This is a genomic window from Halomonas sp. KM-1, assembly GCF_000246875.1.
In the GTDB taxonomy this organism is placed as follows: Bacteria; Pseudomonadota; Gammaproteobacteria; order Pseudomonadales; family Halomonadaceae; genus Halomonas; species Halomonas aerodenitrificans.
In genome coordinates this window covers 13,672-37,761 of the sequence record NZ_BAEU01000047.1, presented here as the reverse complement: position 1 = coordinate 37,761, position 24,090 = coordinate 13,672, and the positions used below count along the sequence as shown (strand labels likewise).

The window sequence follows — 24,090 nt, the reverse complement described above, 5'->3', positions numbered from 1 at the left end:
GGGCCTCGTTGTCATTGGGACACCCTGTCCCGCCAATCACTCATCAAGGATACCCGAAATAGGCGCTTTCGCCTGCCCTTGGTGACATTTCGCGTCCTTGCAGCTTGCCAGCGAAGCATAGCCCGGACTTGACGATATCCCAAAGGATGCCCCCTGAACAGTCACAGCTCACCCACAGGTTATCCACTTGAAGAGGACGAAAAAGCACACTATCTTGTGTCCTCAAGATCGAACAACACAAGATGATGTGCATCTAGCAAGTCCACCCCTGACTGTCAATGCCTTCGTCGCCCCTGTCTCATCCCCACTGAAAGGGATCATCGGCCCATGGAACTTCAGACCCCCGACTCGACCGACCTGTCACTCACGGCGCCGCATACTCTGCGCGTGATCAAGCGCAACGGCGACGTGGTGTCCTTCGATGCCAGCAAGATCGCCGTGGCCATGCGCAAGGCCTTCATCGCCGTGGAGGGCGACAACGTTAGCGCCTCCTCGCGGGTACGCGACTTCGTCGACCAGGCCAGCCAGAGCATCGCCAGCGCGTTCCTGCGTCGCATGCCCGATGGCGGCACGGTGCACATCGAGGACATTCAGGACCAGGTCGAGCTGGCACTGATGCGGGCCGGTGAGCAGAAGGTGGCCCGCGCCTACGTGCTCTATCGCGAGGAGCACGCCCGCGCCCGCGCCGCCGCCGGCGGCGACATCGAAAAGCCGCACCCCACACTCAACGTCACCCTCGACGACGGCAGCCGCCGCCCGCTCGACCTCGGCCGCATCGAGACGCTGGTGTTCGATGCCTGCGCCGAGCTCGAGAATGTCGACCCCAACCGCATCGTCGAGGCGTCGCTGAAGAACCTCTACGACGGCGTCTCGGTGGATGGCGTCTCCCAGGCGCTGATGATGACCGCGCGCACCCTGGTGGAGAAGGAGCCCAACTACACCTATGTCACCGCGCGGCTGCTACAGGACAGCCTGCGTCGCGAGGCGCTCTCCTTCCTCGGCGTGGCCGAAGAGGCGACCTTCGGTGAAATGGCCGAGCTCTACAAGCCGGCGTTCATCGAGTACGTCGCCCGCGGCATCGAGTACGAACAGCTCGACCCCAGGCTTGCCGAGTTCGATCTCGAGCGGCTCGGCGACGCGCTGGACCACACCCGCGACAACGCCTTCACCTATCTCGGCCTGCAGACCCTCTACGACCGCTACTTCATCCATCGGGACGACGTGCGCTACGAGCTGCCCCAGGTGATGTTCATGCGCGTGGCCATGGGCCTGGCGCTGAACGAGGACGACCGCGAAGCGCGCGCCATCGAATTCTACGAGCTGCTCTCCAGCTTCGACTACATGGCCTCGACGCCGACCCTGTTCAACTCGGGCACCGTGCGCAGCCAGCTCTCCAGCTGCTACCTCACCACCGTTCCCGACGATCTCGACGGCATCTACAGCGCCATCCGCGACAACGCCCTGCTCTCCAAGTGGGCCGGCGGCCTGGGCAACGACTGGACCCCGGTACGCGCGCTGGGCTCCTACATCAAGGGCACCAACGGCAAGAGCCAGGGCGTGGTGCCGTTCCTCAAGGTGGTCAACGACACTGCCGTGGCGGTGAACCAGGGCGGCAAGCGCAAGGGCGCGGTGTGCGCCTATCTGGAGACCTGGCACCTGGACGTGGAGGAGTTCCTCGAGCTGCGCAAGAACACCGGCGACGACCGCCGCCGCACCCATGACATGAACACCGCCAACTGGGTGCCCGACCTGTTCATGAAGCGGGTGTTCGACGACAAGGAGTGGACGCTGTTCTCGCCCGCCACCTGTCCCGACCTGCACGACCTCTACGGCGCCGCCTTCGAGCAGCGCTACGAGGAGTACGAGGCGATGACCCGCTCCGGCCAGCTCAAGCTGTTCAAGCGCGTGCGCGCCAAGGACCTGTGGCGCAAGATGCTCTCGATGCTGTTCGAGACCGGTCACCCGTGGATCACCTTCAAGGACCCGTGCAACCTGCGCAGCCCGCAGCAGCACGCCGGCGTGGTGCACTCCTCCAACCTGTGCACCGAGATCACCCTGAACACCAGCGTCGACGAGATTGCGGTGTGTAACCTGGGCTCGATCAACCTGGCGCAGCACGTGGTCGACGGCAAGCTCGACGACGCCAAGCTGAAGAAGAGCGTGCGTACCGCCGTGCGCATGCTCGACAACGTCATCGACATCAATTACTACGCGGTGCCCCAGGCGAGAAACTCCAACCTCAAGCATCGCCCGGTGGGGCTCGGCATCATGGGCTTCCAGGACGCCCTCTACGCCCAGGACATCGCCTACGCCTCGGAAGAGGCGGTGGAGTTCGCCGACCGCTCCATGGAGCTGGTCAGCTATCACGCCATCGAGGCATCGAGCGACCTGGCCGCCGAGCGCGGCCACTACGAGAGCTTCGAGGGCTCGCTGTGGAGCCAGGGCATTCTGCCCATCGACTCCATCGACAAGCTGGTGACGGAGCGCGGCGAGAAGTACATCGAGGTGGATACCGGCGCGTCCCAGGACTGGGACCGCATCCGCAAGAAGATCGCCGAGCAGGGCATGCGCAACTCCAACGTGATGGCCATCGCCCCCACCGCGACGATCTCCAACATCTGCGGCGTGTCGCAGTCGATCGAGCCCACGTACCAGAACCTCTACGTGAAGTCGAACCTCTCCGGCGAGTTCACCGTGGTCAACGCCTACCTGGTCCACGACCTCAAGGCGCGCGGGCTGTGGGACGAGGTGATGATCAACGACCTCAAGTACTACGACGGCTCGGCCCAGCCCATCGAGCGCATCCCGGACGACCTCAAGGCCAAGTACGCCACCGCCTTCGAGGTGGAGCCGAAGTGGCTGGTGGAGGCCGCCTCACGGCGCCAGAAGTGGATCGACCAGGCCCAGTCGCTGAACCTCTACATCAAGGGCGTTTCCGGCAAGAAGCTCGACGTGACCTACCGCATGGCGTGGTTCCGCGGGCTCAAGACCACCTACTACCTGCGCGCCCTGGGCGCCACCTCGGTGGAGAAATCCACCGTGGACCGCGGCAACCTCAATGCGGTGAGCAACCAGGCACCGGCCGGCGGCGCTCCGCAGGCACAGCCGGCACGAGAGCCCTCAGCGCAGAACCGAGAGCCCTCAGCGCAGAACCGAGAGCCCGCGACGCAGAAAGAGCCGCGCGGGGTGGAGGACTTCCTCACCGGCAAGGCGGGCAGCGGCTCTCGCGCACCCAGTGCCACAGAAATCGATGACCTGGGTTGCGAGGCCTGCCAGTAAGACACGTATTGCCAACGGCGTAGCGAGAGGCGCCGGGAGCAAGCCGGAGAGGTGGTCCTACGCCAGGGATGGCGTCGGTAGCGCCCAGGGATGGGTTCACAGCGCCTCCTCGATGGTCCGACACTTCGGGGCTTGCTCCCGGCATGAGCCTCGAGCGGTGAATCCATCTACGGCCCCAAAAGAATCCGAGGTGAAGTGAAATGCTGAACTGGGACGAGTTCCACGAGGACGAAACCACCGTCGCCGAGCAGCCGGCCAAGGCCGCGCCGGCGCCTGCCGCCAAGCCGCAGCCCGCACCGGCCAACGAGGTCAAGGAATCCGGCGGCAACTACCAGGTGGCCGAGAGCGACCGCCTGGCGCGGGCGCGCAAGTCGCTGGAAGAGCTCGACGTGGCCGCCGGCCTCGAGGAGCTGGAGATGGGCGCGGCGCGCATTCAGGTCGACGACAAGCAGATGATCAACGCTCGCGCCGACCTCAACCAGCTCGTCCCCTTCAAGTACGAATGGGCATGGCAGAAGTATCTGGACGGCAGCGCCAACCACTGGATGCCCCAGGAAGTGAACATGAACGCCGACATCGCCCTGTGGAAGAGCCAGGATGGCCTGACCCCGGACGAACGGCGCATCGTCGAGCGCAGCCTGGGCTACTTCTCCACCGCCGATTCGCTGGTGGCCAACAATCTGGTGCTGGCGCTCTATCGCCTGATCACCAACCCCGAGTGCCGCCAGTACCTGCTGCGCCAGGCCTTCGAGGAGGCGATCCACACCCACGCTTATCAGTACTGCGTGGAGTCGCTGGGCATGGATGAAGGCGAGGTCTTCAACATGTACCGCGAGGTGCCGTCGGTGGCCGCCAAGTCGGCCTGGAGCCTCAAGCACACCCAGTCGCTGGCGCGCTCCGACTTCAATACCGGCACCCCGGAGACCGACCAGGAGCTGCTGCGCAACCTGGTGGCCTTCTACTGCGTGACCGAAGGCATCTTCTTCTACTGCGGCTTCAGCCAGATCCTCTCAATGGGTCGGCGCAACAAGATGACCGGCGTTGCCGAGCAGTTCCAGTACATCCTGCGCGACGAGTCGATGCATCTGAACTTCGGCGTCGACATGATCAATCAGATCAAGATCGAGAACCCGCACCTGTGGACGCCCGAGTTCCAGGACGAAGTGACCCAGATGATCCTCGAGGGCACCGAGCTCGAGATCGCCTACGCCCGCGACACCATGCCCCGCGGCGTGCTGGGCATGAACGCGGCGATCATGGAGGAGTACCTGCATTTCATCTGCAACCGCCGCCTGGCCCAGATCGGCCTGAAGGAGCAGTACCCCGGCGCGCAGAACCCCTTCCCGTGGATGAGCGAGATCATCGATCTGCGCAAGGAGAAGAACTTCTTCGAGACTCGGGTCACCGAATATCAGGTCGGCGGCGCGCTGAGCTGGGATTGATCGCACTCTCTCGCCCCACTCGTGACGAGTGGGGCGCTTACCAAGCACTTACCAAGCAAGACCAAGGAGTCACCGGCCTTTATGTAGCCAACCAGGACCCACTATCTCTTCCAAGTGAGGTATACGTCATGGCAAGTCACCCTTTGCAAGACCATGCACTGCCCACCACGGCTCGGCTCCCGCGCGACGCCACGGCCTGGCAATCGGCCCTCGACCAGGCCCTGACCGCCCATGGCGGCCCCAACGCCCTGGCCCTCTACCCCCATGTGGCCTTCGCCTTTCCCTCGACATCGCCCAATCCCTACACCCGCGAATATCCGCTGCTCGACTATCGCGAGCTCAAGGAGTGGGCAATCTCCCGCGGTTGGCGGGTGCGTCCGGCGCCAGAGCGAGCTCCCGAGGGGGAGAAGTACAGCCCGCCGGTACGCTTCACGCGCCTGCCCAACCGTTATCATTGAGGCGTCGCGGTTCATGGCCAGGCTGGCGGTTCGGCCTGGCCCCTGCTGCAAGACGCTCCTGTCGTTGTGGTGATCGCCGTATCCCCCTACCCTCTGGGCTAGGAAATTGGCAACGGCAAGGAGAGCCGCAATGGAACCCAGTTGGAAGCACGGCAACCGCATCACTCTCATACCCGACAGCGAGCGCTTCATCCCCGAGCTGCTCGAGGCCATTGACAGGGCCGAGGAGTCGGTGTGGTTCGAGCAGTATCTGATCGAATCGGGGCGCATGACCCGCCGCTTCTTCGATGCCATGGAGCGCGCCGCGCAACGTGGCGTCGCGGTGCACGTGGTGCTGGACAGTTTCGGTGCCGTGAGCCTGGGTCAGCGTGACCGTGAGCGGCTCTCCGCGGCGGGCGTGGCGCTGCGCCACTACAACCCGTTCATGATGCGGCGGCTGCGGCGCAATCTGAATCGCAACCACCGCAAGCTGCTGCTGGTCGATCGTCGCGTCGCCTATACCGGCGGTTACTGCCTCACCGACGACTACCTGGGCGACTGGTTCGACGTGGTGGTGCGCGCCGAAGGACCGGTGGTGGAAGATTGGATCAGGCTCTTCGCCGACCTTTGGGAATCCTCCCGTACCCGTGGCGACAAGGCGCCCATCGATAGAGAGCGACCCGCCGCATCCGCCTCCGCCCGGGAATGGGAAATGCCGGCGCGCCTGGTGCACAACGAGGGACCGAGCGACATGTCGATTCGGCACTCGCTGCATCAACGCATGGCCATGGCCAAGCAGCGGCTGTGGATGTACACGCCGTACTTCCTGCCTTCACGGCAGCTGCGCAAGCTAATCGGCGACACCGCCCAGCGCGGCGTGGACGTGCGCCTGCTGGTGGCCGGCAAGGGGCACGATCACCCCAGCGTGCGCTATGCCGGTCAGCGCCACTTCGGCGAGCTACTGGACGCTGGCATTCATATCTACGAGTATCAACCTCGCTTCACCCACGCCAAGTTCTGTATCGTCGACGACTGGGCCACCGTGGGTTCGTGCAATTTCGATCACTGGAGTCTGCATTGGAATCTCGAAGCCAACGTGGAAGTGGAGCATCCCGGCTTCGCCGCAGAACTGACCGAACTGTTCGAGAGCCACATGGGCGACAGCAAGCCGGTACGCCTGGAAGAGTGGTCCCAGCGCTCCAGCGCGCAGCGCTATCGCGAACGTTTCGCTGCTCTCGTCAGCACCTGGCTGGCAGGGTTGCGTTAAGATTCGCCCATTTACTAGATAGATGAGCCCCATGCACCCGAGAATCCGCAGCGCTCTCAGGCATTTTTCGACGGCTGGCCTTCTACTCGGCACGCTGCTGTTTGCCTTTTCGCTCACCCCCAGCCTGCTGCCACGGCCCACCTACGCCCAGGGTATCGTCTCGGGGCTCTCCTTCTCCGCCGGCTATGCGCTGGGCTTTATCGCTCACTGGCTGTGGGACTACCTGCAGCTGCCGCGCCCCCGCTCGCACATCGAGCGAATCATCAAATTGTCGGCGGCCGGCATCTGTACGCTCATCGCCGCGGTTTTCCTGTGGCAGGCCTCAGCCTGGCAGAACCGCATCCGCGACCTGATGGGGCTGGAGGAGGTCAGTGGCATACGCGCCATCAGCATCGGCCTGATCGCCCTGACACTGTTCGCCCTGCTGTGGTTGCTGGTCAAGCTGTTCCGCCTGACCTTCCGCTTTCTCGCCCGCAAGATGCGCCGCTTCGTGCCGCATCGGATCTCGAACCTGCTGGGCGTGATCGCTGCCGCAGCGCTGTTCTGGTCGGTCATCGACGGGGTCATCTTCACCCTGGCCCTGCGCGCCGCCGACAACTCCTTTCAGCAGATCGACGAGCTGATACTGGATGACCTGCCGCCGCCCACCGATCCGATGAAGACCGGCAGCGAGCACTCGCTGATCAGTTGGGAAGCGCTCGGCGGACGCGGCAGGCGTTTCGTTACCCAGAGCCCTTCCGCCGATGACATAGGTGCCTTCATGGATGCAGAGGCCGTGGCCATGGATCCGGTACGCGTCTATGTAGGGCTGAGTGCAGCGGATACACCCGCGGAGCGCGCCCAACTGGCGCTGCAGGAGCTCCAGCGGGTCGGCGCCTTCGAGCGCTCGGTGATGGTGCTGGCCACACCTACCGGAAGAGGCTGGGTCGATCCGGCGGCACTGAACACGGTGGAGTATCTGCACCGCGGCGACATCGCCACGGCCACCATGCAGTACTCCTACCTGCCCAGCCATTTGGCGCTGCTCGTCGAAGGGGAGTACGGCGCCGAGAACGCCCGCGCCCTGTTCACCACCGTCTATGCATACTGGAGCGGGCTGCCCGAGGACGAGCGTCCCCGGCTCTATCTGCATGGCCTCAGCCTCGGCTCGCTCAACTCGGACCTGTCATTCGATTTCTACGACATCATCGACGATCCCTTCCACGGTGCCCTGTGGAGCGGCCCGCCCTTTCGCAGTGACACTTGGCGCACAGTCACCCAGGAGCGGGATGCCGGCTCGCCCTCTTGGCTGCCCACCTTCCGCGACGGTGCCGTGGTGCGATTCATGAATCAGTACCAGGGTCTGGACGCCGCGAATGGCGCCTGGGGCGATTTCCGCATCGCCTACCTGCAGTACGGCAGCGACCCCATCACCTTCTTCGAGCCGCGCATTCTCTATCGCGAGCCGGAGTGGTTGCGTGAGCCGCGCGCTCCCGACGTGCTGCCCGAGCTGCGCTGGTACCCGGTGGTGACCATGCTGCAGCTGCTCGGCGATCTGGCCGTTGGCCGGGCACCTCCCGGTTACGGACATACCATCGCCGCCGAGCACTATTTCGATGCCTGGGTGGCGCTTACCGAGCCGAACGGGTGGAGCGAAGAGGAGCTGGCACGGTTGAGGGAGCACTTCCGCGAGGCACGTTAACTCTTGCCACGCCGCCAGCGCCCGTAGCGATAGGCCAGCGGCGCCGCGGTCATGCCGTGGGCGAGCATGGACGCCACAACGATCAGAGTGCCCACCGTCCAGGCCAGGTCGTAGCCGGTTCGGCTCGATATGAAGGTGGCGTAGTAGAGCGCCGATACCCCGATGGGGCCGAACCAGCCCATGACCAGCGTGAGCGGCAGATCACGCATCGCGGGCAGCCAGGGGCGAAGCAGCAGAACCGCCGGCAGACGGCGCAGCAACAGCACCAGCAGCGCCAACAGCACCCCCTGCGGCCCCAGCGCCCGCCACTCGGCCCAGGGCGCAATCAAGCCGAACAGCACGAAGATCGGCATGGTCAGCAGGATGTTTACCGCCTCCTGCACGTTGTCCTCTTCGCTGCGCTCCTTGCCCCCCACTTCCTGGTCGAAGGCCAGGCCCGCGGCAAAGACCCCGAGAATGCTGTTGGTATTCAGCAGCGAACCCAAGCCCAGTACCAGCAGCGTCAGGGCCAGGGTGATCGAGAGAAAGGAGGGCTGATCGAGAAAGCCGCGCTCCTCCGACCACTGCAGCGCCCGCCCTGTCGCCCAACCGAGTGCCACCCCGATCAATATCCCGCCGCCGACCTCCCACAGCCAGATCGTGATGAACCAGTCGAACCAGGCATCGCCAGCGGGCAGGGTCAGCAGTAGCACCGGCAGCAGTACCAGCGGATAAGCCAGGCCGTCGTTGGCGCCGGATTCGCTGGAAAGCAGGTGTCGGAAGTCCTCGGGCAGGTTCTCCTTGGCCACGCTGCCGGTCACGATCGAAGATGCCACCACCGGATCAGTGGCGCAGATGGCGCTACCCACCAGCAGCGCCATGAGCAGCGGCCAGCCCATGATCCAATGGGTGAGCAGCGAGCTGATCAGAAACATGGCCGGCATGCCCACGGCCAAGAGCACCAGCAGTGAGCGCCAATGCGCGAAGGGGTAGCTGGGCGGCAGGCGCAGGGCGATGCCCATCAGGCTGATGCCCAAGGTCAGGCGAGCCGTCTGCTCGAGCATCTGCTTGCCATCGCCCCACGCCATCGGATCGAGCACGTTCAATCCATGGGGGCCCAGCGCCACACCGAACAGGAAGGCGAATAGCGGGGCGGAAAGCCAGGAGCGGTCCAGCGGGCTCGACAGCAGGCCCACGACTAGTACCAGCCCACCCACGACGGCGAGTGCGACGTTCAGCTGCTCCATGCTAACTCCCTTGGCTCCTTGCCCAGCTACTCATAACCTAGGCAAAGGCGCCGCCGGCGTAAATCGCATAGACATACACGACCGGCGTTGCGCGAAATACCCGACCTGCCTTAAAGTAGTTTCATCTTCAATCAAATTGGAGGCAGCAGGATGGACGACAAGACCCGCAAGAGTGTCATCAGGCGTATCTACGTTCCCACCCATGTGCGTCGACTACCCGATGGCGAAAAGGTGACCGTGCCGGGGCACTATCGCAAGCCCAGCGGGCAGTGAACACAAGGGTCTCTCGGGGAGGCTCTTTCACTGCCAGGCAACGATACGCGGCTCCGCCTCGATGTATGCATCCCTATTGGTCACGTTGTTGATGCTGGTGAAGGTGATACCACCGCTGCTCTGAATGTAATCCCCCGCCACGATGGAGCCATAGAGCCGCGAAGTACCGCTCTGGCGCACGTGGCCACCGGCCCAGAAGACCCCGTAGTTGTCGGTCCTGCCCGAAAACTCGATATTACCCCCCGCGACCACGAACAGGCCGATCTCCGCCCGATCGGGCGGTGACGTGGTGGTAGAGCCGCTCATGGAAACACTGCCGGTCGCCACCAGGGTGATTTGTCGGCCTTCCACGCTGCCGCTCCCCACGGAGAGGTTGCCCTGGCAGAACACCGTGGTGTTGGTGGGCAACGCATTGAGATTGACGTTGCAGCTATGGATCGCGCCGGGGCGGTCGCGGTATTCGTCGAAAACGGTCGGATCGTAGCGCTTGTAGCAATAGGCCGGCGGCGTGGTCCGGGTGCACTGAGACATGTCCTCGCCACCGGGGCGCTGGCCGGGTAGCGGTACCTCCACCATCCTGTCGGCCCCCGAGGTGATGTAAGCCCTCTGCGCCTCTGGCACGCTGATGCTGACGATGCTGTTGGCATGCACTACGTTGGGGTCGATACTGCCGTCGGCACGACGGGCCGGGGTGAGCGAGGAGTTGCCGGTCACCGTGATATACCCTGCGCTCAGCAGGCCCCGGGTGAAGGCCGGGGCGGGAATTTCTCTGAACTCCACTCGCGCGACCACGGGCATGCTGCTAGCCACGGTGTGGTCACCCTCCCGTATTGCCCCCATGCTGACAATGAAATACTGACCGCCGACCCTCACGTAGCGAAAGGGGCAGCGCAGGTTGCCACGGCAAGGCCCGGCACGGCTGCCGGGATAGAACGACGACCAGCCTTGGGCGGTCAGCGCCTCTAGAGAGGTTGCGGAGACGAAATCGGCCGAGGTGAGATGCTCGCCCCCCTCGCCCCAGGCGTAGGAAATGGCCTCCTCGGCGCCCATCTGCGACAGGCTGGCCGCACGATGGTTACCGGCAAGACGCTCGTTGACGAGGGCCGAGTGGTAGCCCGACAGGCCCAGCATCAAGGTGATGGAGAGTAGCGACAGAACGATGATAAGCGCGGCACCTTGCTGCTGGTGCATGCGTGCCTCCCTGGCAAGAACGTCAAATGCCCTGACCGCGCCATGCGGGCGTAGGAGTGTCGGGCATTCGTGTACTTTCAGGTTAGGCCAGTGAGGAACGTATCGCCATGTGCTTCAGTTCCGGGCCAGCAGGCGTGGATCGAACGGTATGTGCGTGCCCGTATTTTTCACGTTATTTGCATTAGCGTAAAGATACTACCATTGCTATGGATGTAGATGACTGCCACGTTTTGCCATATAGATTGGTGTTACCATTTCGACGATCATAGCCTCCAGCCCAGAAAACCATGGTTATCATGCCCCATGCTATCGCTGTCTACGGGCCATCCTCAAGAAAAATTGCAAACATCAAAATCAATACCAACTTTTTATTTCTATTACTCTAGCCCCCCCATTCCCTCCATCAGAGTCATTTCCATTTTCACAGGCTATTGCTCCCACTAAACACAAGGCTTCAGAGCTATAAAGCAAAGAAGGGTTACCATTTTGCATATCAACTCTTGCATCTTGGGCAAAAATGGCTCCGACAACGGCCACTGTGCCAGCACCTTGAGCTGGCCTGAGATCAAAAGAACCATTCCTGACAACGATCAGCCCAGTAAATTTAAAGTTACCAGGAACATCCATAACCAAATCTGTCCCATCGACCACGACTATCCCAGTGGTGGGCATTGCAAAATCCCCCTCAGAGCTCGAGTCCCAATATGCAATTCTTTCATCCCCGGCCTTACCGAGCTCGACCAGGTTATCAATATCCGTCTTTATTCTCTTCTCGGCTCCATCCTCGCCACTCCAGGTTTCGCTAATACGCCCTTCCATACCATCATAGCGAAATTCATTATAAACCTGCTCACCAGTGACAGAGGCTTTCCCCAAATCCACACTACCACTTGGCACTATATAGGAAGCCTTGTAAACAACATTGCCATCATCATCCAGATTAAGGTCGCCGCTCTCAATTTTACCCTTAGTATCGACGTCCGCTTTGTAATCCCTGCCGTCTACCACAGTCGGTGGGGTTTTGGCAAAAAATCCGCAGCCATCTCCTACACATGTCAACGCCGCCTCGGCACCAGCAATCAAACCAGCACTACCAACAGAATAATCAATCTCAACAATCAACAACTCACTTACTGCCAATTCACCATCACCAACACCACCCATTGCCACAATATAATTCTCAACACCATCCTCAACATAAATATAATAGCAGCTTAAAGGTGGGACACACCCGCCATCCATCCCACTCTTCATGCCCTCCCATGTCAAGCTTTCAAGACTGGAAACAGACAAGTCGGACAAGCTAACCCACCCCTCATCAAAACTCTCACTTAATATATATTCCCAGCCCGATGACGCTGCTCTTTCAGCAGCCATCTGAGCATCTGCAGTTGCCTTGTAATTTCCAGCCAAACGCTCTTCAATCAATGACGACTGCATGCCTGACAGGCCTAGCATGAGCGACATTGCCAGCATCGACAACACCACCACGAGTGCCGCCCCACGTTGTTGCTTCATGCACCACCCCCTCGCCATCAAGGCGCTGTGACAGCCTGACTTCGGTTGACCGCACGAAAGTCAAACTCGGAATTATTATCACATTCTGTGTTGCCCGGCTCAGACATTAGACAAAAAGTCACGATATAGATACCACTATCACCATCACTATCATCTACCTCGAAGCCACCGCTTGCAAAAGCTGAAACAACAGGCTCCGTGTTTGCCCCTGAACCATTGCAAGTTTGGGTCAACAAAAGTGAAAATCCTTCTTGAGGTGTACTGGTGGATGAAAGACTATAAATTCGCCGTACTCTTTGTTCTAAATTACAACCATCCACCCCTCCAGGCGAATCGAACTCTACTGTAAGAGTTCTGCTAGAGTCATTCCATGCTACCGCCCCATTATCAGATCTTCGTATATCCCTTATCAGCAATTCCGTAGCAAAGGTCAATGCTGCCTGCTTGTTGCTCAGCAGCTCGATCTGGCGAAAGGTCTGGAACCCCATGAGAAACAGCTGCCCGGCGCCCAGGATGATGATCAGTCCGATCACCATTGCCACCATCAGCTCGACCAGGGTGAAGCCAGCCTGACGACGCGATGCCCCTGGACCGGTGGCTGATGACAGCCTGTAACGGATGTCTTTCATGGCTCTGGTCATAGCTCTGGCAACCGGAACTGGTAAACGAAGGCATCCCCGGTTTCGCCGATGGAGTAGCGCGTCTCCTGCCATTCTATCGATACGGTGTATTCGCACTCCGAGGCCCTGTTGAAAGTACTCCCGGCATTGGTCAGCACCCGTCCCACACCAAACCACTCACTGAGCCAAGCGCCTCTGATATACGGCATCATTGACGCGTCGGGGCAGCTCTTGGGGTCAGATTCTGACAGTGACAGCTCCGCCCAGGCCCTTTCCTGGGCGTCGATGGCGGCCAGACTGACCACCGCACGCTGGTAGCCCATATGGGCACTCTGCAAGGCCCTGAGCTGCATGGCTGCCACGCCCAGCAGGCCGATGGAGAGCACCAGAACGGCAATCAGTGCCTCCAGCAGAGTGAAACCCGATTGAGCATGGCGTTGCATGGCGCTCCTCAACTCGTCGGCTTACCGATGCGGCCGGTGGTGCTGACCTGCAGATCCAGGCTGCCGGCGCCGGAGTGGTTTATCGTGATGTCGCAGCCCGACGTGCAGTTCGCACGTCGTCCCAGGGCGTTGAAGGTAATGTTCGTGCTCGTGAGACTGACCTGTCCGCCCCGCGCGGAGCGGATGGCGAGGTCACTGTTGTCAGCGGTCGTGATCCGGTACTCCCAGGGGCTCGCCTGGGTCACACGAAAGGTTACCTCTTCCCTCCGCTTGATGGCCTCGCTGCGGGCCTGATTGAGACCGGTCAGAACCACGTTGTAGTCACCCGCCAGCTGATTTCTGGCCATCATGCCCTGAAAGCCCGGCACCGCAATCGTCGCAATGGTTGCCATCACCGCAATCGTCACCAGCAGTTCGATCAATGTGAAGCCGGAGTTCTTCATGGCATTCACCAGCAGCCTGCAGGGCTTCTCACCCCTTGGTGGTTCAGGGTCAAGGCGCCGGTGCAGCCATCGGGGCCGCGGCCACTGTTAAGCGCTGCCGTGAGGGTATAGGTCGAGGCCGTACTCGCCAGGCTGATGCCGTAATTTCCGTCGGGGGAGTTCGTGATGACGTTGCAATTGGCGTAGGAGTTGTTGACTGTGTAGCAGCGTTCCAGTTGGCCTGCTGCTTCCATCAGGCCGGCATGGGCATCCGTGCGCGTCGCACGCTCCACATAGCCCCGGTAACTAGGCACCGCAATCGACGCCAGGATGGCAATCACGGCCACCGCGATCATCAGCTCGATCAGGGTGAAGCCGCCCTGCGCGCTGACCGGGGCGTGCCGGGGATGTCGTCGAGCGTGGCTGGCGTAGCGGGTCACTCGGCGCTCCTCCGCGTTCGGTTACACTTGGTTTCAGTATGTATCATGACAACGCCACCTGCTAGGAGCGTCATGAAAAAAGCCGGGGCAGGCCCGGCTCGGTCGTCTCGTGCAGCATGAGTCAGCTCATGCCTCGGGGTTGAGATCCTTGCTTCGTGCCTGCTCAGGATAGCGAATCGCTGGCGATCACGCGCTCACGCAGCTCGCGTGGCATCGAGAAGGTGATGGTTTCCTCACGGCCAGCGAGCTCCTCCGGCGCCAGAGCTCCCATCCCCTGCAGCCGCTCGATCACGCCCTTGACCAGCACTTCCGGCGCGCTGGCCCCGGCGGTGATACCGACGGCGCTGACGCCCTGCAACCAGGCCGGGTCGATCTGGCTGGCGTCGTCGATCAGATAGGCCGGCGTGCCGACCCGCTCGGCCAGCTCGCGCAGGCGGTTGGAGTTGGAGCTGTTGGGGCTGCCCACCACCAGCAGCAGCTCGCAGCCGGCGGCAAGCTCGCGCACCGCATCCTGACGGTTCTGGGTGGCGTAGCAGATGTCGTCCTTGCGCGGCCCCTCGATCTCGGGAAACTTGGCGCGCAGGGCATCGATCACACGGGCGGTATCGTCCATGGAGAGGGTGGTCTGGGTGACGAAGGCGAGCCGCGCGGGATCCTTCACTTCCAGGCGCGCGACGTCTTCCTCGTCCTCCACCAGGTAGATGGCACCACCGTGAGTGGTGTCGTAGCGCCCCATGGTGCCCTCGACTTCGGGATGCCCGGCATGGCCGATGAGGATGCACTCCTGACCACGCTTGGCGTAGCGCAGCACCTCCATATGAACCTTGGTGACCAGCGGGCAAGTGGCGTCGAACACTTTCAGACCGCGCCGCTCGGCGTCCTCCTGCACCGCTCGGGAAACGCCGTGGGCAGAGAAAATCACGATGACGTCGTCGGGAACCTCGTCGAGCTCCTCGACGAAGATGGCACCCCGGCTGCGCAGGGTGTCGACCACGAAGCGGTTGTGCACCACCTCGTGGCGTACGTAGATGGGCGGGCCGAAGACGTCCAGCGCACGATTGACGATCTCGATGGCGCGATCGACACCGGCACAGAAGCCGCGAGGATTGGCCAGTCGGATTCGCACGGAGTTAGCTTGCATGGTTACGTCGCCTTGATGCGTCGGAGCATCGGTAGAAACAGATAAAACGTAGAAAGCGCTGAGTCTCGTCGTTAACAAACTCAGTGTGTCTGCGCGGGCCTGACATCCAACACTTCGACCTCGAAGGTCAGGGTACGTCCGGCCAGCGGATGGTTGAAGTCCACTTCCACGTTGCGCTCGTCGGCGGCGATGATCACGCCGGGCAGTTCGCCGCCGGCGGGGTCGGCAAAGGACATCACCGTGCCCACCTCGGGCTCGATTTCCTCGAAGTCGTCGCGGCTGAGCATCTGCACGTTCTGTGGATTGCGCTGACCGAAGCCATGCTCAGGAGCGATCTCGAAGCTGCCGCTCTCGCCCCCTACCAGCCCTTTCAGCGGGCGCTCGAAGCCCGGCGGCAGGTTGCCGTCGCCCACCTGGAAAGTGGCCGGCTGCTTCTCACGGGTGGAGTCGACCACGGTGCCGTCCTCCAGCTTGAGGGTGAAGTGAATCGTCACTTCCATGCCCTCGTCGATGCGAAATTCGCTCATCGTTGCTCTCGCTCAGTCGGTCCTACGCGTTCGCTCATGCATTTTTGGTCGAGGCTTTGCCAAGCAGCATAGCAGCTGGGCTCAGCCGCGCCGCCGGGACTGCTTGCGGCCCTCGAAGACAGATTCCCAGATCAGGCCGATGGCCCCCAGGGTAATGCCGATGTCCGCCACGTTGAACGCCGGGTAGTACCAACCGGCTACGTGGAAGGAGAGAAAATCGACCACGTAGCCATGCACCAGACGGTCGTAGAGGTTGCCCAGAGCCCCGCCGATGATCAGCGCCAGCGAGGCACCGAGCAGTTTCTCGTCGGCCTTCAGTCGGCTCATCCAGATCGTCAGGCCCACCGTGGCGCCCACCGCGATGATGGCGAAGAACCAACGCTGCCAGCCGGGATGACCGGCAAGGAAGCTGAAGGCCGCGCCGGTGTTGTGCAGCAGCGTGAGGTTGAAGAACGGCAGCACCTCCACCGGCTGGCCATAATTCAGCACGCTGGACATCAGCGCCTTGGTACCCAGGTCCAGCAGTACCACAGCGAAGGCCAGCCACAGCCAGCGCAGCGGTTTGCTCATCGGCGGCACCGAAGTGCCGCTGTCATCCTGCTTGTTACGCATAGTGGCGAGTCTCACCCGGCCCCTCCGGCAGGTTGCTGATGCAGCGACCGCACAGGTCGGGGTGTTCGGCGTGGCTGCCGACGTCCTCGCGATGGTGCCAGCAGCGCTCGCACTTCTGGTGCGAGCTGGCAGCCACCGCCACCTTCAGGCCCGCCAGCTCGGTGGCCTCGGCACCTTCAACGTTCTGGCCCTCCGCCAGCGGCGCCAGGCGCACTTCGCTGGTCAGCATCACGAAGCGCAGCTCCTCGCCCAGCTTGGCCAGGGTGGCAGCGAGGGCGTCATCGACGAACAGCGTGACCTCGGCGGCCAGGCTGCCCTTGATCACCTTGGCATTGCGCGCATCCTCCAGGCACTTGTTGACCGCCTGCTTGACCTCGAGTACCTGCTCCCAGAACTCGCGTCCCAGCTCGGCGTCCGGCGCCAGGGTTTCAAGCCCTTCGTAATAGCTTTCGAGCAGCACGCTATCGCCCTTGGTGCCGGGGATGTTCTCGTAGATCTCCTCGGCGGTGAAGCTGAGAATCGGCGCCACCCAGCGCGAGAGCGCCTGGACCGCGTGGTAGAGCGCCGTCTGACAGCTGCGCCGGGCCAGGGAGTCGGCCTGGGTGGTGTACTGGCGATCCTTGATCACGTCGAGGTAGAAGCCGCCGAGCTCCCGCGAGCAGAAGGTGTGCACCTGCTGGTAGACGTCGAGGAAGCGATACTCCTCATAGGCCTTCTCGATGCGTGCCTGAAGCTGGGCGGCGCGATCCACCACCCACTGGTCCAGCGCCAGCATGTCGCCGAAGGCTACGCTGTCGCGGGCCGGATCGAAGCCGTTGAGGTTGGCCAGCAGGAAGCGCGCAGTGTTGCGGATACGCCGATAAACATCGGCGGTGCGCTTGAGGATCTCGTCGGAGACCGCCATCTCGCCCGAATAGTCGGTAGAAGCGACCCACAGGCGCAGGATATCGGCGCCCAGCTTGTCCATCACCTCCTGCGGTGCCACCACATTGCCCATCGACTTGGACATCTTGCGGCCCTGGGCGTCGACGGTGAAGCCGTGGGTGAGCAGGCCACGATACGGTGGGTGGCCGTCGATGGCGCAGCCGGTCAGCAGCGAGGAGTGGAACCAGCCGCGGTGCTGGTCAGAGCCCTCCAGGTAGAGGTCGGCACGCGGGCCGCTCTCGTGACCGTGGAGGTGCGAGCCGCGCAGCACGTGACGATGGGTGGTGCCGGAGTCGAACCACACGTCGAGGGTGTCGGTGACCTTCTCGTACTGGGCCGCCTCGTCGCCCAGCAGCTCGACCGGATCGAGGCGGAACCAGGCGTCGATGCCCTCGCGCTCGACGCGCTTGGCGGCCTCTTCCATCAGCTCGACGGTGCGCGGGTGCAGCTCGCCGGTGGCTTTGTGCAGGAAGAACGGGATCGGCACGCCCCAGTTGCGCTGGCGCGAGATACACCAGTCGGGACGGTTGGCGATCATGGCGTGCAGCCGCGCCTGACCCCAGGCCGGCGTGAACTGGGTTGCTTCGATACCTTCCAGGGCGCGCTCACGCAGGGTGCGCCCGTCCTTTCCTTTGAGGTCCATGCCCACGAACCACTGCGCGGTGGCGCGGTAGATCACCGGGGTCTTGTGGCGCCAGCAGTGCATGTAGCTGTGGGTGATGACCTTGTGCGCCAGCAGTGCACCGACCTCACGCAGCTTGTCGACGATCTGCGGGTTGGCCTTCCAGATCATCTGGCCGCCGAAGAACGGCAGGTCGTCGGCATAGACGCCGTTGCCCTGTACCGGGCTCTTGATCTCCTCGAACGCCATGCCATGGGCACGACAGGTGACGAAGTCGTCGACGCCGTAAGCCGGTGCTGAGTGGACGATACCGGTGCTGCCCACCTCGGACTCGACGTAGTCGGCCAGATAGACCGGCGAGAGGCGATCATAGAACGGGTGGCGGAATTCGATCAGGTCGAGCGCCTGGCCCTTGGCGGTGGCAATCACTTCGCCCTGGAGCTCGTAGCGCTCCAGGCAGCTCTCGACCAGCTCCTCGGCCAGCACCAGCAGGCGTTCGCCGGTATCGACCAGAGCGTAGGTGAACTCGGGATGCACGTTGAGCGCCTGGTTGGCCGGCACGGTCCAGGGCGTGGTGGTCCAGATCACGATGGCGGCGGGCTTGGGCAGCGACGCCAGACCGAAGGCGGCAGCCAGCTTGGCCTCGTCGGCGGCCGGGAAGGCCACGTCGATGGCATCGGACTTCTTGTCCTGGTACTCCACCTCGGCCTCGGCCAGCGCCGAGCCACAGTCGAAGCACCAGTTGACCGGCTTGAGCCCCTTGAACACATAGCCGGCTTCGACCATATCGGCCAGGGCACGGATCTCGCCGGCCTCGTTGGCGTAATCCATGGTGCGGTAGGGGTGGTCCCAGTCGCCGATCACGCCCAGACGCACGAAGTCGGCGAGCTGGGTCTGGATCTGCGAGGCGGCATACTCGCGGCACAGGGCCCGCGCCTGCTCGGGCTCGAGGTGCTTGCCGTGGGTGGTCTCCACCTTGTGCTCGATGGGCAGACCGTGGCAGTCCCAACCGGGCACGTAAGGGGCGTCGAAGCCGGCCAGATTCTTCGACTTGACGATGATGTCCTTGAGGATCTTGTTGACGGCGTGACCGATGTGGATGCTGCCGTTGGCGTAGGGAGGGCCGTCGTGCAGCACGAAGGTCTCGCGGCCGCGACGCTCTTCACGCAGGCGCTGGTAGAGCTTCATGTCCTGCCACTGCGACACCCGACCGGGCTCGCGCTGAGGCAGGTTGCCGCGCATGGGGAAGTCGGTTTCGGGCAGGTTCAGTGTGTGCTTGTAGTCGCTCATATCCTGGGAGTCAGCCGTCGTCGTGGTCGGCGGAACGTCCCGCCGAGGATTCGAAATTCACGGTCTCGCGCGCCAGCGGCGCCGAAGCCAATGGAAGTGAGTCGTCTGTCAGGCCAAGCTCCCTGGCCCCCTGGCACTCATCGGTAAACTGGCTCTCATCGGCAAAATAGCGCCGGGCGCGCGCCTGGTCGGCGGCGATCTGCTGCCTGAGAGCGGCAAAGTCGTCGAACTTCACCTCGCCGCGCAGCCTGGCGCAGGGAAACACCGTGAGCCGCTGTCCGTAGAGATCGCCGTCGAAGTCGAACAGGTGCACCTCCAGCACCGGCCGGTCGCTGCCCACCGTGGGACGCCAGCCGATATTGGCCACGCCGGGGCAGCGGCGCCCGTCGGGCAGTTCGGTCACCACTGCGTAGACGCCACGCAGCGCCAGGGGCAGTCGCGGCAGCGGCAGGTTGGCCGTGGGCACGCCGATGGTACGCCCCAACTGCTTGTCGGCGACCACGCGGCCGCCGAGCCGATAGGGCCGGCCCAGCATACGTGCCGCCTGGGCGAAGTTGCCGCTGGCCAGCAGGGTGCGCACCCGGGTACTGGAGACACGCTCGTCGTCCAGAGCGAAGGTGCGGGTGTGCTCGACGCCGTAGCCTTCACGCCCGCGCCGCTCCCCCTCTTCCGCCAGCAGGCTGAAATCGCCGCTGCGGTCGCAGCCGAAGCGGAAGTCGTCACCCACCACCAGGTGGCGTACTCCCAACCCTTCGACCAGCACGCGGTCGATGAATTCCACCGCGGTGAGGCTGCGCAGGCGCTCGTTGAACGGCAGGCAGAGCACGTAATCGACCCCGCTCTCGCCCAGCAGGCGCACCTTCTCGCGCAGGCGGGTCAGCCGCGGCGGCGCCTGATCACCGGCGAAGAACTCTCGCGGCTGGGGCTCGAACACCACCACCGTGACCGGCAGGCGCAGCTTCGAGGCCTGCTCGCGGCACTGGTCGAGAATCGCCTGGTGGCCGCGGTGTACGCCATCGAAATTGCCGATGGTGGCCACGCAGCCGCGATGCTCCTCGCGCAGATTGTGCAGTCCTCGAATGACTTCCATTCAGTCTTCACTAAGCCTTCTGGTTGAAAAACGTACAAAGGGGAAGATTATAGCGAACCCCAGTTCCCTTGACAGCCGGCTACCCAATATCACGATATCGAACGAGCGGGCTGTCCCGGAGGCAGGCCTTAGCCTGCTACATACTATCCTTTCATCCGAAAATGTCGCGGCCTGACCCCCAGCGCCGCCAGCCAGGCGAAGTAGATCGCCGCACCGACCACTACCAACAAGGCCAGCCACTGTACCCGCGTCGCAACGCCCCACTCGAGCCACTGCTGCCACTCCGGCGCCAGCCAGGCCAGGCCCACACTCATCACCACGCAGCCGCCCACCAGTTGCACGGCATAGCGCCCCCAGCCCGACTGGAACACCAGCACACCCTGCTTGTGCAGCAGCCAGCCCAGCAGGCCGGCGTTGAGGAAGGCCGACAGCGCCGTGGCCAGGGCCAGGCCGGCGTGGGCCAGCGGCCAGATCAGGATCAGGTTGAAGACCATGTTGGCGACCATGGCGATGATGCCGACCTTGACCGGCGTCTTGGTGTTCTGGCGGGCGAAGAAGCCCGGTGCCAGCACCTTGATCAGCATGAAGGCGACCAAGCCGAAGGCGTAGGCGCGCAGACTCATGGCCGCCATGACGATGTCGTGCTCGGTCATGGCACCGTAGTGAAACAGCGAGATCAGCAGCGGCTCGGCAAGGATCGCCAGGGCCAGCGCCGCCGGCAGACCCAGCAGCAGAACGGCACGCACCGCCCAGTCGAGCATGGCGGCGAAGTGCTCGCCCGATTGCTCGGCGTGTCGCTTGGAGAGCGCCGGCAGAATCACCGTACCGATGGCGATGCCGAACACCCCCAGCGGCAGCTCCACCAGGCGGTCGGAGTAGTAGAGCCACGACACGCTGCCCGGAGTGAGCAGCGAGGCCAGCACGGTATCCAGCAGCAGGTTGATCTGCGACACCGAGACACCGAACAGCGCCGGCGCCATCAATATCAGGATGCGCTTCACGCCACTGTGGGCGAAGTTGGGCCAGGGTCGCGGCATCAGCCCCAGGCGCGCCAAAAACGGCACCTGGAAAGCGAGCTGGGCAAAGCCGGCAATCAGCACGCCCCAGGCCAGTGCCATGGCCGGCTCGCTCATCAAGGGCGTGAGCAGCACGGCGGCACCGATCAACGAGAGGTTGAGCAGCACCGGCGTGAAGGCCGGCACGGCGAAGCGGTTCCAGGTGTTGAGCACGCTGCCGGCAAAAGCAGTGAGCGAGACCAGCAGCAGATAGGGAAAGGTCAGCCGCAGCATGTCGGCGGTGAGCGCCAGCTTGGCCGGGTCGCGACCGAAGCCCGGGGCAAAGACCCACACCAGCCAGGGTGCGGCGAGCATGGCCAGGGCGGTGATCAGCGCCAGCACCGCGGTGAGGCTGCCGGCCACGGCGTCGAGCAGCTCGCGCACTTCGCGCTTGCTGCCGCGAGTGGCGTACTCGGAGAGCACCGGCACGAAGGCCTGGTTGAAGGCCCCTTCGGCGAACAGGCGGCGCATGAAGTTGGGAATCTTGAACGCCACGAAGAAGGCGTCGGCACCGTTACCGGCACCGAACAGGGTCGCCACCACCACGTCACGCACCAGCCCCATGACCCGCGACACCATGGTCATGACACCCACTACCAGGCCGGAACGCATCAGCCCGCCGGCCTTGGGCGCCACGGCACGGTCGTCATCGGCCACCAGGGGCACGCTCGACTTCGCTGAATCGGGCAACTTCTCGGGTTCCGTCACCGCTCCCATCCTCGACCATCAAGCCTTGGCTGGCATGCAGACACAAAAAAACCGGCCGCAGCCGGTTTTTCACGAGCGTTGCGAACGTGGCCCAAGGGCCGGGTTCGCGACGTCTCCAGGCGACCGGCTTTACGCAGCCAGCGCCTTAATTCGCTTGTTCAGGCGGCTCTTCAGGCGTGCAGCCTTCTTCTTGGAGAGCACGTCCTTGTCGGCGATGCGGTCGATGATCGGCTGCGCCTTCTGGAACTCGGTCATGGCGGTGGCGTGGTCGCCGCCATTGATGGCCTTGATGACGCGCTTCACATAGGTACGCACCATGGCGCGCTGGCTCGCCTTCAGAACACGACGGCCTTCCGCCTGACGGGCACGCTTGCGGGCTTGCTTGCTGTTTGCCACTGACTATCTCCTGGAAAACTTTGACGCCGCCCGGTCTGGGGCGGCATCGATAACGATTTGTCCGGCTTGGAAATTTCGCTTTCCTGCCGGCCTGGCCATCTCGCCAACGCGAAGGTTGTCGACGGGCCGTGTCTGAGAGGATGGCGCATACTACCACAGGTGCACGGCGTCATGCTACAGGCCGCGCAAACACTGCCTCAAAGCACCACCAGGTTGTCGCGGTGGATCAGCTCCGGCGCCTCCATGTAACCGAGGATCGCCTCGATCTGATGGCTAGGCTGGCCGAGAATTCGACGCGCCTCGTCGGCGCCGTAGTTCACCAATCCCTTGGCGATGCGCTGTCCCTGCTCATCGACACACAGCACCATGTCGCCACGCACGAAGTCGCCCGACAGCGCCTTGACCCCCACCGCCAGCAGGCTCGAGCCGCTGCCGCGCAGCACCTTCACCGCCCCGGCATCCAGCGTGAGGCTGCCACGCACCTGCAGCTGGCCGGCCAGCCAGCGCTTGCGAGCCGCCATGGGGGCCTCTTCAGGACGCAGCAGGGTGCCCAGCGATTCACCGGCGGCCAGCCGGGTCAACACCTCGGGCTGACGTCCGCTGGCAATCACCGTGACGGCACCGGAACGGGCTGCCAGCCGGGCTGCCTGAATCTTGGTGGTCATGCCGCCGCGGCCGAGCGCACCGCCGCCGCCGGCCATGGCGGCCAGCACCGGGTCGTCGGCACGCCCTTCGCTGATCAAGGTAGCCGCAGGATTGTGGCGCGGGTCGGCGTCGAACAGTCCCTCCTGGTCGGTGAGGATCACCAGCGCCTCGGCTTCGAGCAGGTTGGCCACCAGCGCACCCAGGGTGTCGTTGTCGCCGAAACGGATCTCGTCGGTGACAACGGTGTCGTTCTCGTTGATCACCGGGATTACGCGCAGGTCGACCAGGGTGCGCAGCGCCGAGCGCGCATTGAGGTAGCGCTTGCGGTTGGAGAGATCGTCATGGGTCAGCAGCACCTGGGCAGTGAGCAACCCATGGCGGGCAAAATGGTGCTCGTAGCACTGGGTCAGGCCGTTCTGGCCCACCGCGGCGGCGGCCTGCAGCTCGTGCACCGCCGAAGGTCGGGCCTGCCAGCCCAGCCGCACCATGCCGGCTGCCACCGCGCCCGACGACACCAGCACCACTTCGAGCCCCTGACGATGCAGCGCGGCGATCTGGTCCACCCAGCCGCCAATGGCCGCCTCGTCGAGCCCACGCCCATCGTTGGTCAACAGCGCACTGCCAATCTTCACCACTACCCGGCGAGCGCCACGCAGCGCATCGCGACCCGGAACCCGCTCGTTGCTCACCTGTTCACTCTCCAACAAGGCTGCTGCGATTCCCCAACCTTGAGACACTGCGCGAGCGATGGCCAGACTAGGCAAACCTTGGCGAAAGAGCGGAGTTTGCTGTTGCAAATGAGCATCTTGAGCCAAGGTTTAACGACGTATGGCCGAGCGCA

General features: G+C 63.3%; 21 protein-coding genes. 6 read left to right on the top strand and 15 right to left on the bottom strand.

Annotated features, from left to right (window positions below):
• Window positions 1-327 precede the first annotated feature (327 nt).
• From B8115_RS04385 to B8115_RS04365, 5 genes are all read left to right on the top strand, one after another.
• The gene (locus tag B8115_RS04385; RefSeq protein WP_010626539.1) at window positions 328-3,279 is read left to right on the top strand and encodes a ribonucleoside-diphosphate reductase subunit alpha; all 2,952 of its coding nucleotides are present in this window, start codon (window positions 328-330) and stop codon (window positions 3,277-3,279) included.
• Between the two features lie 200 nt (window positions 3,280-3,479).
• On the top strand, window positions 3,480-4,721 hold the full coding sequence (locus B8115_RS04380) for a ribonucleotide-diphosphate reductase subunit beta (RefSeq protein ID WP_010626538.1): 1,242 nt from the start codon (window positions 3,480-3,482) through the stop codon (window positions 4,719-4,721).
• A 128-nt stretch (window positions 4,722-4,849) separates the two neighbouring features.
• The gene (locus B8115_RS04375) at window positions 4,850-5,179 is read left to right on the top strand and encodes a hypothetical protein (protein ID WP_010626537.1); all 330 of its coding nucleotides are present in this window, start codon (window positions 4,850-4,852) and stop codon (window positions 5,177-5,179) included.
• A gap of 130 nt (window positions 5,180-5,309) precedes the next feature.
• Window positions 5,310-6,425: a phosphatidylserine/phosphatidylglycerophosphate/cardiolipin synthase family protein gene (locus tag B8115_RS04370; protein ID WP_010626536.1), complete on the top strand. Its 1,116-nt coding sequence runs from the start codon at window positions 5,310-5,312 to the stop codon at window positions 6,423-6,425.
• 31 nt (window positions 6,426-6,456) lie between these two features.
• Window positions 6,457-8,106, top strand: coding sequence for an alpha/beta-hydrolase family protein (locus B8115_RS04365; protein ID WP_010626535.1), 1,650 nt, complete (start codon window positions 6,457-6,459; stop codon window positions 8,104-8,106).
• Here B8115_RS04365 and B8115_RS04360 read toward each other — a convergent pair.
• On the bottom strand, window positions 8,103-9,332 hold the full coding sequence (locus tag B8115_RS04360) for a cation:proton antiporter (RefSeq protein WP_010626534.1): 1,230 nt from the start codon (window positions 9,330-9,332) through the stop codon (window positions 8,103-8,105). The two genes, B8115_RS04365 and B8115_RS04360, sit on opposite strands and share 4 nt — an antisense overlap.
• A gap of 150 nt (window positions 9,333-9,482) precedes the next feature.
• Between B8115_RS04360 and B8115_RS24060 the strand changes: the two genes are divergently transcribed.
• Window positions 9,483-9,605 (top strand): hypothetical protein, encoded by a 123-nt coding sequence (locus tag B8115_RS24060; RefSeq protein ID WP_274517413.1) that lies wholly within the window; start codon window positions 9,483-9,485, stop codon window positions 9,603-9,605.
• A gap of 27 nt (window positions 9,606-9,632) precedes the next feature.
• Here the strand turns inward: B8115_RS24060 and B8115_RS04355 are convergent, their stop codons facing one another.
• The 14 genes from B8115_RS04355 to proB all read right to left on the bottom strand — a co-directional run bounded on the left by B8115_RS04355 (window position 9,633) and on the right by proB (window position 23,956).
• On the bottom strand, window positions 9,633-10,796 hold the full coding sequence (locus tag B8115_RS04355) for a hypothetical protein (protein ID WP_010626533.1): 1,164 nt from the start codon (window positions 10,794-10,796) through the stop codon (window positions 9,633-9,635).
• A gap of 354 nt (window positions 10,797-11,150) precedes the next feature.
• Window positions 11,151-12,314, bottom strand: a complete 1,164-nt coding sequence (locus B8115_RS04350; protein ID WP_158409634.1) for a PilX N-terminal domain-containing pilus assembly protein — start codon at window positions 12,312-12,314, stop codon at window positions 11,151-11,153.
• Between the two features lie 17 nt (window positions 12,315-12,331).
• Complete coding sequence (locus B8115_RS04345) at window positions 12,332-12,943, bottom strand: PilW family protein (protein ID WP_010626531.1); 612 nt, start codon at window positions 12,941-12,943, stop codon at window positions 12,332-12,334.
• A gap of 8 nt (window positions 12,944-12,951) precedes the next feature.
• Window positions 12,952-13,377, bottom strand: coding sequence for a type IV pilus modification protein PilV (gene pilV, locus B8115_RS24055; RefSeq protein WP_010626530.1), 426 nt, complete (start codon window positions 13,375-13,377; stop codon window positions 12,952-12,954).
• 8 nt (window positions 13,378-13,385) lie between these two features.
• Complete coding sequence (locus tag B8115_RS04335) at window positions 13,386-13,820, bottom strand: GspH/FimT family pseudopilin (RefSeq protein WP_051004596.1); 435 nt, start codon at window positions 13,818-13,820, stop codon at window positions 13,386-13,388.
• 5 nt (window positions 13,821-13,825) lie between these two features.
• Complete coding sequence (locus B8115_RS24050; RefSeq protein ID WP_010626528.1) at window positions 13,826-14,239, bottom strand: type IV pilin protein; 414 nt, start codon at window positions 14,237-14,239, stop codon at window positions 13,826-13,828.
• Between the two features lie 163 nt (window positions 14,240-14,402).
• Window positions 14,403-15,380 (bottom strand): 4-hydroxy-3-methylbut-2-enyl diphosphate reductase, encoded by a 978-nt coding sequence (gene ispH, locus B8115_RS04325; protein ID WP_010626527.1) that lies wholly within the window; start codon window positions 15,378-15,380, stop codon window positions 14,403-14,405.
• A gap of 80 nt (window positions 15,381-15,460) precedes the next feature.
• Window positions 15,461-15,907, bottom strand: coding sequence for an FKBP-type peptidyl-prolyl cis-trans isomerase (gene fkpB / locus B8115_RS04320; protein WP_010626526.1), 447 nt, complete (start codon window positions 15,905-15,907; stop codon window positions 15,461-15,463).
• Between the two features lie 81 nt (window positions 15,908-15,988).
• Window positions 15,989-16,519, bottom strand: a complete 531-nt coding sequence (lspA, locus tag B8115_RS04315) for a signal peptidase II (RefSeq protein ID WP_010626525.1) — start codon at window positions 16,517-16,519, stop codon at window positions 15,989-15,991.
• The gene (gene ileS, locus B8115_RS04310; protein ID WP_010626524.1) at window positions 16,512-19,355 is read right to left on the bottom strand and encodes an isoleucine--tRNA ligase; all 2,844 of its coding nucleotides are present in this window, start codon (window positions 19,353-19,355) and stop codon (window positions 16,512-16,514) included. The genes lspA and ileS overlap by 8 nt, the downstream gene beginning before the upstream one ends.
• A gap of 10 nt (window positions 19,356-19,365) precedes the next feature.
• Complete coding sequence (gene ribF / locus B8115_RS04305) at window positions 19,366-20,445, bottom strand: bifunctional riboflavin kinase/FAD synthetase (RefSeq protein ID WP_010626523.1); 1,080 nt, start codon at window positions 20,443-20,445, stop codon at window positions 19,366-19,368.
• Between the two features lie 143 nt (window positions 20,446-20,588).
• Window positions 20,589-22,112 (bottom strand): murein biosynthesis integral membrane protein MurJ, encoded by a 1,524-nt coding sequence (gene murJ, locus B8115_RS04300; RefSeq protein ID WP_141638511.1) that lies wholly within the window; start codon window positions 22,110-22,112, stop codon window positions 20,589-20,591.
• A 225-nt stretch (window positions 22,113-22,337) separates the two neighbouring features.
• Entirely contained in the window at window positions 22,338-22,604 is a 267-nt protein-coding gene (rpsT, locus tag B8115_RS04295) for a 30S ribosomal protein S20 (protein ID WP_010626521.1), read from the bottom strand.
• Window positions 22,605-22,801: 197 nt separating this feature from the next.
• Entirely contained in the window at window positions 22,802-23,956 is a 1,155-nt protein-coding gene (proB, locus tag B8115_RS04290; protein WP_010626520.1) for a glutamate 5-kinase, read from the bottom strand.
• Between the last annotated feature and the right edge of the window lie 134 nt (window positions 23,957-24,090).